This window comes from Mycobacterium simiae, from assembly GCF_008370645.1.
Lineage (GTDB): Bacteria > Actinomycetota > Actinomycetes > Mycobacteriales > Mycobacteriaceae > Mycobacterium > Mycobacterium simiae_A.
On sequence record NZ_VTZN01000161.1, the window covers coordinates 1 to 10,640 of the forward strand.

The 10,640-nt window shown below is 64.4% G+C and carries 8 protein-coding genes; 6 read left to right on the forward strand and 2 right to left on the reverse strand.

What is annotated here, in order from left to right; translation table 11 throughout:
- Positions 1–210: 210 nt before the first annotated feature.
- On the reverse strand, positions 211–3,435 hold the full coding sequence (locus tag F0Q45_RS20615; RefSeq protein ID WP_149655717.1) for a DEAD/DEAH box helicase: 3,225 nt from the start codon (positions 3,433–3,435) through the stop codon (positions 211–213).
- A 129-nt stretch (positions 3,436–3,564) separates the two neighbouring features.
- Complete coding sequence (locus F0Q45_RS20620) at positions 3,565–4,317, reverse strand: O-methyltransferase (RefSeq protein WP_149655710.1); 753 nt, start codon at positions 4,315–4,317, stop codon at positions 3,565–3,567.
- Between the two features lie 126 nt (positions 4,318–4,443).
- On the opposite strand from F0Q45_RS20620, the gene F0Q45_RS20625 reads away from it, so the two are divergent.
- From F0Q45_RS20625 to F0Q45_RS20650, 6 genes are all read left to right on the forward strand, one after another.
- Positions 4,444–5,670, forward strand: a complete 1,227-nt coding sequence (locus F0Q45_RS20625; RefSeq protein ID WP_149655711.1) for an inositol-3-phosphate synthase — start codon at positions 4,444–4,446, stop codon at positions 5,668–5,670.
- Positions 5,667–6,512: an SCO3242 family prenyltransferase gene (locus tag F0Q45_RS20630; RefSeq protein WP_149655712.1), complete on the forward strand. Its 846-nt coding sequence runs from the start codon at positions 5,667–5,669 to the stop codon at positions 6,510–6,512. The genes F0Q45_RS20625 and F0Q45_RS20630 overlap by 4 nt, the downstream gene beginning before the upstream one ends.
- A complete protein-coding gene (locus tag F0Q45_RS20635) occupies positions 6,512–7,933 on the forward strand; it encodes a TIM barrel protein (protein WP_149655713.1) in 1,422 nt (473 codons plus the stop codon). Before F0Q45_RS20630 ends, F0Q45_RS20635 begins: the two co-directional genes overlap by 1 nt.
- Entirely contained in the window at positions 7,930–8,781 is an 852-nt protein-coding gene (locus F0Q45_RS20640) for a TatD family hydrolase (RefSeq protein ID WP_149655714.1), read from the forward strand. Before F0Q45_RS20635 ends, F0Q45_RS20640 begins: the two co-directional genes overlap by 4 nt.
- A complete protein-coding gene (eboE, locus tag F0Q45_RS20645) occupies positions 8,781–9,899 on the forward strand; it encodes a metabolite traffic protein EboE (protein WP_149655715.1) in 1,119 nt (372 codons plus the stop codon). The genes F0Q45_RS20640 and eboE overlap by 1 nt, the downstream gene beginning before the upstream one ends.
- Positions 9,896–10,640 (forward strand): alkaline phosphatase family protein (locus tag F0Q45_RS20650; RefSeq protein WP_149655716.1); only part of this gene is annotated, 745 nt, incomplete at its 3' end. The genes eboE and F0Q45_RS20650, both read left to right, overlap by 4 nt.

The following is a 10,640-nucleotide window of genomic DNA, read 5'->3' on the forward strand; positions in this document are numbered from 1 at the left end:
CGCCCGATTCTCCATCCGTGACGCGCAACAGATCCGATCCACCAACCCCGCCGACTCTGTCGTCGTCGACGGGTGACACCGCTCGAACCACTCATCAAAATGAGCGACCACCTCAGCCTGTGACTCGAACATAAATTCGATTATGCCATGCCCGTCTGACAAGAAACGGGCTCGGCGTCAGGCTGTGGATAACCTTGATGTACCCCGTCCTCAATTCAGCAGTCCGCGGATATCGTCCGCAGTAAGTGTGGAACCGAAGGTATTGCCGTCGTCGATGACGCTGGCGAAGAGCTTCGCCTTGCGCGCGCTGAGTGCGATCACCTTCTCTTCGATGGTGTCTCGGGCGATCAGCCGGTACACCATGACGTTGCGGGTCTGGCCAATGCGGTGGGTCCGGTCGATGGCCTGGGATTCGGTTGCCGGATTCCACCATGGGTCGAGTAGGAAGCAGTAGTCGGCCTCGGTGAGATTCAACCCGAAACCGCCGGCCTTGAGGCTGATCAGGAAAACCGGCGCATCTCCGTCTTTGAAGCTCTGGATTACCTTGGGACGGTTGCGGGTTCGTCCATCGAGGTAGCAATTGTCGATGCCTTCGGAGTCGAGGCGATCGCGCACCCGGCCCAGAAAGCGGGTGAACTGGCTAAACACCAGCGCGCGGTGGCCGCCTTCGGCGACGTCGCGCAGGTGTTCGGCGAGAACATCGATCTTTGCACATGCCAGCGCGTCATGCGCAGGGTCGACGAGGCCAGGGTGCAGCGCCATCTGGCGTAGCACGGTGAGGGATTTCAAGATGGTGAATCGGTTGCGCTGCATGTCGTCGAGCAAGCCGAGCACCTTTTGGCGTTCGCGTTGCAGCCGCTTGTCGTAAAGCGAGCGGTGCCGGGATGGCAGCTCGATGTCGACGAGTTGCTCTTGTTTAGCGGGCAGTTCGGCGGCCACCAGCTCTTTGGTGCGGCGCTTCACTAGCGGCTTGATGCGGCGGCGGAATTGAGCGAGCAGCTCGGGGTCACCAGTCTTTTCGATTGGTTTGGCGTAGTAGTCGGCGAACTTCGTCGGGTTGGGAAACAGCCCCGGGGCGGTGATGGATAGCAGCGACCACAGCTCCATCAGGTTGTTCTCCATCGGCGTGCCCGTGATCGCCAACTTGACCGGCGCCGGCAGTTGGCGGGCGCATTGGTAGGTCTTGGCGTGTCGGTTCTTCACGTACTGGGCTTCGTCCAGGATCAGGCCGGACCAGGTTTGAGCGGCATAGGCCTCGAAGTCGAGCCGGAACACGGTATATGAGGTGACAATGATGTTGGTTGTCGCAACCAGCTCGTCAAGGTCGGCGCCCGCGCGGCGCAGGGTATCGCTGATCGCGACTACCGACAGTCCCGGCGCGAATCGCGCGGCCTCGGCGGCCCAATTCGCGGCCACGCTAGATGGCGCTACCACCAGAAACGGTGGCAAGTTCGAATCCCGCTGTTGCACATGGCAGATCAGCGCAAGCGTCTGGAGCGTCTTGCCGAGGCCCATGTCGTCGGCGAGGATCCCGCCGAGCCCGTGGGTGTGCAGCGTGGCCAGCCAGGAGAACCCGTCGGTCTGATAGGGCCGCAGGTTGGCGTGTAGGACGCTCGGCACGGCCACCGGTTCCAAACCTTGCAGCGCGCGCAGTCCCTGGACCTGTCGGCACCAGTCTTCGGCCTGTCGGGTGACCACGCCCAGCTCGGCAAGTTCGTCGAACAGCCCGGCCTGGAAACGGGTGATGCGGGGAGTTCCCGCTTCGGCGTCGGTGAGGGCGCGGGCCTCCTCGATCAGCCGGCGCAGCTTCACCAACTCCGGCTTGTCTAGCGCAAAGTAAGCTCCGTCGGCAAGCAGTAGGTGCGACTCGCCGGACGCCAGCGCAGTGAACACGGTAACGAACGGAACCTGTTTACCCTCAACGCTGATGGTGACGCCCAGGTCAAACCAGTCCGTCTCACCAGGGACCTCATCGGTGGTTAAGCCGATGACCAGGGATTCGCCTGCCTCCCGGTAGTCGGCGGGGTCGCCGGTCAACTCCAGCACCACGTTGGGCAGCCCAGCCAGCATCGGTTGGAGTTCGGTGGCAAAACGCATGGTCTCTAGACCGGACAATCGGGCACGGGCAACGAGCCTGCCGTCGGCGGCGCGGAGCCCGAATCGCTCCAGCGGGGCGTCAATGCCGCGCGCAAGCCCGCCTTCCGCATCGAGATCGCGGTAGCCTGGATCGCCCGGTGCATCAACAACAATGCGGAAGTCTTTGTCGCCCAACCGATAAGACCACTCCAACGTCAACTCGACCTGGTGCCCATCCCGGTAGTCGGCGCGCAGCACCATAGTCGGCCCGGTGATCGCCGGCGGCGTGAACGATGTGTCCGAAGACGTGATGGTCGCGATGTGCCGCAACCTGGGGTAATACTCGGTGGCGAACCGCGCCGCCTCGGTGGCGGGGATCAACAAAGTTTGGTCGCCGAGCGCCATCCGCTGCAACGCCGCCGGGACCGGTTTGTCCAGCCGCGCCAGCCGTAGCCCGCCTTCGGTGAAAGCCACACCATGGCCCGACGACCCGATGAATCCGATTGCTCTGGCCGCTGCGCCATCGACTGCAAGCAAGGGTACGACCGCAAGGTTGCCCGACGGATCGGCAGTAACGTCAAGGGACAGCTGTGCCGCGGCATAGGGCGGCACATCCTGGTGGGTCTGCGCCTGCACCAGCCGCACGCCGACTCGGCGCGCCTCGTCCAGCAGGGGCCATAACTGCGGTGACTCGAACTTCAACAGCGAAATTGTCTTTACGTCGCTATACGAATAGCTGTAATAGCCAGTCGAAATCGGGGCCGATGCCCGGTAGGCGGCATAGAACTCCTGTAGCACGTGGACGTGGGCGTCGGGATAACCGTAGTGGCGCAGCGCGGTCAACCGGCTCCAGCTCAGATCAGCGGCGGCCCAGCCGCCGCGCTTGCCCGGGCGCACCAGCCGTGCGTCCACGCCGTTGGCCGACAGGTTCAGTTCGACAGCCAGCGGCGTGCTGACGGCGTTGCTCGGCGCAGACGTGGGAAGCAACGCGTCCAGCGACGTACGCCATGCCGCTGGCGCCGGGGGCACCGGCGCGGCGGCCGACGGGCGTTGGGGTCGCGCCTTCGTCGTCCCGGTGGCCGCAATGAGGATTGCCGCCACATGCTTGCAGTCAACCTGCATGGGGCAGGTGCACAACCCGACTTCGAGGTTCCACGAGTCGGTGAAATCCGTAGACAGTTGCACCGTGGTGGTGTAGGTGCGACCCCGGTTACCACGAACGCTGCCGACCAGGCTGTCGTCCTCAGGGTTCCATAGACACCGCACCACCCGTCCTGCGCGCGCGTAGTCCAGGCCGCGGTGATAGGTATCGGTGCCCAGATGGGATTCGGCGTCATCGAGGTCGATCGACGGATACATCAGCGACTGCACGCTCGCACCGTAACGACCCGGTCCGACAAGAACTCGCAACCACACTGCACGCACACCTGAAAATGGTGCAGATGAGGCTCAGGTTTCCAATGTGGCGTTAGCCCCAGTCTTCCAGTCTCACCCCAAGTACTCGGATTCCAGCACCAAATCGGGCACCAAAGTCTGATATTCCAGATGCGCCTTGTGCTCGGTGGTATTCCACAGCGCCCCCTGCTGCCGACGCATGTATGAGCGATATTTCGGTGCGCCCGGCACCAGGACGTTGTCGGCCACCACAATCGAGCCCGGATGCAGCCAGTCGCGGCCCAAGATGCTCTGCAGGTCGTCGAGATAGGCCTTCTTATCGTGGTCGATGAAAACGAAATCAAGTGTGCCAGATGCGAATCCGTGTTCCGCCGCCAGTGCGTCCAGGGTGCGTCCGCCGTCGCCGATGGTACCCACCACACAGGTCACCCGGTCGGCTACGCCAGCATGAGCCCAGATTTGCCGGGCATTGGCGGCGTTGGCCTCGGCAAGCTCGACGGAGTACACCCGGGCCATCGGCGCCGCCCGGGCGATCCGCAGTGCGCCGTAGCCGCAGTAGGTGCCCAGCTCCAGTGCCAGCGCCGGGTTGGCGCGCCGTACCGCAGCGTCGAGTATCGGACCCTTCTCGTCCCCGACATTGATGAGCATCGACTTTTCGTAGGCAAACTTGTCCATGGTCGCCAGCACGTCGTCGACGTCTCCAGCTTTGGCGTGGTTGAGCACATAGACAGCAGCCGCTGCTTCTCGACCATCACCGATCTGACCTGTCGTGACGAGGTTGCGGATCCCGGGCGCCATGCGCCAGACCGACCACCGAAATGGGGCTATGCGTGCTCGAAAATTCATAGATACCCAGCATACGTACAGCCGTCGGCCAGGTAGGATTCGTGTGGCGCAGCTAGCCGCCCCTGAAGAGAAACGCAACTTCGACACGCCGGATTTTCACCATATTGCGCAAGCGAGGACGGCGCGATGGACCGCCATGACACCGCATCCGCAGTGGCCGCTGGACATCGTTGCGGTCTTTGGCTCAGCGGTGCGCGGGGGTCGGTGGCCATCACCTCCATCGTGGGTCTGTATGCACTCAGCGCCGGGCTGATCCCCGAGATCGGCTGCGTGACGGCGACTGCCGACTTTGCCGGCGTCCCACTGCCGAAGTATCCCGACTTTGTAGTCGCCGGGCGAGACCTTTCGACCACCCCACTGATCAAGCGGGCCGAGGCTTTGGTCGGGGCGGGACTGCTGCCGCATCGGGTGGTCGCCGCGGTATCAGATCGACTGGCGGCCACCGAAGACGAGATCGTCGGTCCGTCCTGCGTGGCTACGCCTGATCCGTCCACCGTCGGCGCCAGCACCCAAGCTGAACTGATCGATCGGCTCAGCGATGCGATGGCTTCGTTTGTCTCACGCTACGCACTGGACACCTTTGTCGTGATTGACGTGGCATCGACCCAGCCGCCACTGCCAGACCGCCCCGAGTACCAGAACCCTGATCTGCTGAGGGCTGCGCTGGGTGAGAAGGACCGCACCGCGTTGCCCGCGAGCGGCCTCACTGCCCTTGCGGCGATACGCAACGGCGCCGCCTATTGCTGCTTTACCCCGTCGCCCAGCATGGGCGTCCCCGCCTTACGCACCCTTGCAGATGACGCCGAGGTTCTCTACGCCGGCCAAGACGCCAAGACCGGGCAAACCTTGCTGCGCACTGCGCTGGCGCCAATGTTTGCCAGTCGTGCGATGAAAGTCCACTCGTGGGCTGGGACTAACCTGCTGGGTGGCGGGGATGGTGCCACGCTCGCCGATCCTGTTGCGGTTCAGTCCAAGCTCGCGAGCAAGCAGCGCGGCATCCAGCAGATGCTTGGTGGCGGTGTCAGTACTCCACTGCATATCGACTACGTGCCGGACCTCGGGGAGACCAAGGTTGCGTGGGACTACATCCACGCCACCGGCTTCCTCGGCGGCCAGATCACCCTGCAAACCATCTGGTCCGGACCGGATTCCGCATTGGCTGCGCCGTTGGTTATCGACGTAGCCCGGCTGCTGGCGATGGCCCGAATGCACGGTGCGCACGGCGTCGTCGGGCAGCTCGGCTTTTTCTTCAAAGAACCGTGGGGCTCGTCGACGCATTCACTTGCGGCGCAATACGAGGCACTGGTGCAATGGGCCAAGTCGTTTGCGACGCCGGTTTCGGCCGGGCAGTGAAGATCAAGGCGTACCTGGATCTGATGCGGGCGCCTGCTGCGCTCACCGTGCTGGGTGACACCGCGGTCGGCGCCATCTGGTCGGGACAGCCCCTGACCGGACGCCGGCTCGCCCTACCGCTGGCGTCGGCGCTGCTGTATTGGAGCGGCATGGTGCTCAACGACTGGGCGGACCGAGAGCGCGACGCCATAGAACGCCCCGAGCGGCCGATCCCGTCGGGTGAAGTGTCGGCCGGCACAGCGCTGTCAGTCGCCGCCGGCCTGGCCGGGGCGGGTCTGGCGACCGCGACGGCGGTCACCGGCCGCCACGGCTTGGCCGCCGCGGGCCGAATCACGTTGTTCGTCGCGGCTTATGACCTGGTTGCCAAGGAAACTGCGGCGGGGCCGTTGGTGATGGCGGGCTGCCGGTTCCTCGACGTGATGCTGGGCGCCGGCCCGAATTATCGGCGCGCGCTGGTTCCGGCGTCGGTGATCGGCGGGCACACCACGGCGATCACGGTGCTGTCCCGCAGTGAGGTCACGGGTTCGGAACCGAGATTGCCGGCGATCGTCGGCGGTATGGCGGCAGCGGTGGCCGCCTCGGCGATGGTGAGCACGCCCGGGTTTCGTGCCGCACCGGCCGCGGCGGTGTACGCGTGGTCGTTTGGCCCCGGTTTGTGGAAGGCGTGGCAGCATCCGACCGCCGCGGTTCTTCGCAGCGCGGTGCGCACTGGCATCGCGTCGACGATCGCGGTTCAGGCGATGTTGGCCGCCCGGGCACCGCGCACCATGCTGGCGTTGTGTGGGTTGGCAATTGGATTGCGGCTCAAAGTTTCTGCGCCCCAACCCACCGAGGTGACCTGATGCACGTTGGCTACAACACCAATGGCTTGACCGATCACCCGCTTGCCGAGGCCATCGCGCTCATCGCCGACCACGGATATACCGCCATCGCGCTGACCATCGGCTACCCGCACGTTCGACCGTTCGACTCCGATCTGGGCGCCCAGTTGGGCGCATTGCGTGCGCTGCTGGACACTCACGGACTGCGGGTGGCGATCGAAACGGGAACGCGTTATCTGCTGGATCCGCGGGTCAAGCACAAACCTGCGCTGGTCGATATCGTCGCCGAACCTCGTGTCCGATTCCTCCGGCGGGCAATCGATATCGCCGCCGATCTCGGGGCCACCTGTGTGTCGCTGTGGTCGGGCTACGCCGTCGACTACAACGAACCCGACACCACCCGGGAGCTGCTGGTCAGCCGCCTGGCGCAGGTGGTCGACTATGCGGACCGCAAGGCGGTCATGCTCGGGTTCGAGCCTGAACCCGGAATGTTCGTCGAGACGGTGGCACAGGCCCGCGAGGTGTGCCGGGCGCTGGGCGATCCGCCGCGGCTGGGCATCACGCTCGACGTCGGGCATTGTGTGATGACGGAGCCGGGCGGTGCGCAAGCGGCGATCGCCGACCTGGGCGAAAATCTGGTCAACGTCCACCTCGACGACATGACGCCGCTCAAACATGAACACCTCGAGTTCGGCCATGGCGACCTCGATCTGGGGGCGGTGATGGATGCCCTGCAGACCGGTAGCTTCGACGGTGTCGCCTCGGTCGAACTGCCACGGCATTCCCACGACGCACCGAATGTGTTGCGGCGCAGCATGTCAGCGATCACTCTGGCCAGGCTGCCGATCGCGGCGCGCTCATGGATCGACAACGCTGCGGCCGAGATCCGTAACGACCCGGACAAGATCTTGGAAATCTTTCCCAAGGCTGAGCGCTGGATGTCACAGATTTGCGGTGCTGCGACCCTGATGGCCCGGGTACAACTGCTGACCACCCTGGTGGCCGAAATTCCCGACGAGACTGCGGGTCCGTTCATCGAAAGGCTGTACCAATGGGGGGATAGCGACGAACGCTTGGCCGTGCTGTGCGGTCTGGAGGCGGCGGCGCTGGACGGAAACCTCGGACCCGTTACCACCGCGGCCGGCGTGACGTTGGCCGAGGATGCGTTGCGGTGCAACGATCCGCGACTTGTCGGCGCGGCGCTCGGCGGATTCGGAACACGGTTCCTGGCCCAGCACACCTGGCGTCATGGCGTGATGAAGCTGATATTCATGGAGGTTCCCCTGACTGCCGTATCCGGCCTGCGCATCCGTGCCGATGCGGAATTAAGCCGGATGGCAACCGATTACATCAGCGAGCGCACTGCGGCCGGACGCCCGGTGTCGGCGGACGTGCGGATGCTGCAGCAGCTGACCGCCACGATGACGGAGGTTCCGGAGTGAGGATCTTCGACCCGCACATTCACATGACGTCACGGACCACCGACGATTACGAGGCGATGTATGCCGCGGGCGTGCGTGCCATCGTCGAACCGGCCTTCTGGATGGGTCAGCCCCGCACCAGCGCAGGATCGTTCATCGACTACTTCGACAGCCTCATCGGCTGGGAGCGGTACCGCGCGTCCCAGTTCGGCATCGCCCACAACTGCACGATTGCCCTGAATCCCAAGGAGGCCAACGACAGTCGCTGCCGGGCGGTGCTGGACCAGGTGCCGCGGTATCTGTCGAAGAGCGGTGTGGTTGCCGTTGGTGAGATCGGCTACGACTCCATGACAGCGGAGGAAACGGAGGTATTCCAAACGCAATTGGAGATGGCCGCCGAACACAGCCTGCCCGCGCTGGTGCACACCCCGCACCGTGACAAGCTCGGGGGCACGCTGGCCAGCATCGACCTGGTGAAGCGCGTTGGAATCGATCCGGGAATGGTGCTGCTAGACCACCTCAACGAGGTGACCATTGAACCCGCCCGAGACAGCGGATGCTGGATGGGCTTCTCCATCTATCCGGACACCAAGATGGACGAAGCGCGGATGGTCGTCTTGATGCAGCGTTTCGGCCTCGAACGGATCATCGTCAACTCGGCCGCCGATTGGGGGCGATCCGATCCGCTCAAGACGGTCAAGACCGCCAAGGCGATGCTGGCGGCCTCGTTCAGCGAAGACGACGTCGACCGGGTGATGTGGCGCAACCCGGTCGAGTTCTACGGCCAAAGCGGGCAACTTCGCCTGTTAAGCGACGAGCAGCAAGCGGCTTTTGCCGGCAACACCATCAACCGCGGAGAAAAGCGCTGATGCTGTCCTACTGCAGCAATGTCGTCGCTGCTGACAGTCTGCAGGCGCTGGAGCACCGACTGCTGTCGGTGTTCGCGCCGGCTCGGCAACGCGCCGGACTGGAACTCCTCGGCATCGGCCTGTGGTTGCCGGCCGCCACCATGGCCCGGTTGGCCGGTGATCGAGCAGCGCGCAGCCGGCTGGCCGCGATTCTGGCAGACAACGGCCTTGCGGTGGCGACCATGAACGCTTTTCCCTACGGGGTCTTCCACGGTAATTCGGTGAAGCACGCTGTATATCAACCAGATTGGACCACACCGAGCCGGCTGGAATACACCCGGCACTGTGCCGAGGTGCTCAGTGACCTGCTGGCCGGCACCGAACAAGGCACCATCTCGACACTGGCGCTGGGGTGGAATGACCCATGGGACGACGAGGCCGATGTCCGGGCCCGGCAGATGCTGGCCACGCTCAGCAGCGATCTGCGGCGCATCGAAGAAGAGTCCGGGCATCGAATCAGGTTGGCCCTCGAACCCGAGCCCGGCTGCGTGATCGGATCATGCCGCGACGCCATCTGTTGGCTCGGTCACGGCAGCGTCGATACCCGCTACATCGGGCTGTGCCTGGACACCTGCCACCTGGCCGTGATGCGGGAGAACCCCTTCGAGGTGGTGGCCGGGCTGGCTGACATCGGAATCGACGTGGTGAAGATCCAGGCCTCCAACGCGATTGCGATCGACGACCTGGCCTCCGACGGGGTTGCCGAAGCCTTCGCCGCGTTCGCAGGCTCCCCGTATCTACATCAGGTCAACGGCATCGACGCCGACGCGCGCCAGTGGTTCCGCGACGACCTGTCCTTCACAGACCCTTCGACACCCCGCTCCGGCAGCGCCCGCGTGCACTATCACGTCCCGCTGCACCTAGCTCCGCCGGCACCGTTGAGCAACACGGCGCATGTGCTGGCCGACGTGATGGCGATGCTGGGTGAGGGGGCACTACCGCAACCCGTGGACGTCGAAATCGAAACCTACACCTGGGAAGTCCTTCCGGCGTCGCTGCGCCTGGGTAGCCTGGCCGACGATATCGCGGCCGAAATCCGTTGGCTGAAAGACCTATTGTGCACGCGGGACGCCGCATGACCCAACGTGTTCTGCTGGTCAACGTCGTCGGGCTCACCCAACCGCTGCTGCGGCACATGCCAAATCTTTCCGCGCTTGCCGCTTCGGGCGCGATGCGACAACTAACACCGGTGTTCCCGGCAGTCACCTGCTCGGTGCAGTCGTCGATGCTCACCGGTCTGATGCCCAATCAGCACGGAATCGTCGGAAATGGCTGGTATTTCCGCGAACTCGGGGAGGTGCTGCTGTGGCGCCAAAGCAACAAACTGGTGGCGGGGGAGAAGGTATGGGAGACCGCTGCCGGGCGCTTCGACGGGTACACCTCGGCCAATGTCGGCTGGTGGTATGCGATGAACGCCAGCAATGACGTGATCGTCACGCCCCGGCCGGTCTATCACCAGGACGGACGCAAATCGCCGGACTGCTACGTCGTGCCGTCGGATCTGCATAACATCCTGACCGACCGGCTGGGCGTGTTCCCGCTCTTTCGGTACTGGGGCCCGACGGCCGACATCACGTCGTCGCGCTGGCTGGTGCACGCCTCTTTGGAAATCCTGCAACGTTATTCGCCCACCCTGCTCACCGCGTATATCCCACACCTGGACTACGACTTTCAGCGCTACGGCCCGCAGTCACCAGAGGCCATTACCGCCGCCGCCGATGTCGACGCAGCGCTGGCCCCCTTGCTGGCGGCGGCCGCCGAGCATGACATGACGACCATCGTCGTCTCCGAGTACGGGATCGCGCCGGCCGACCGCCCGG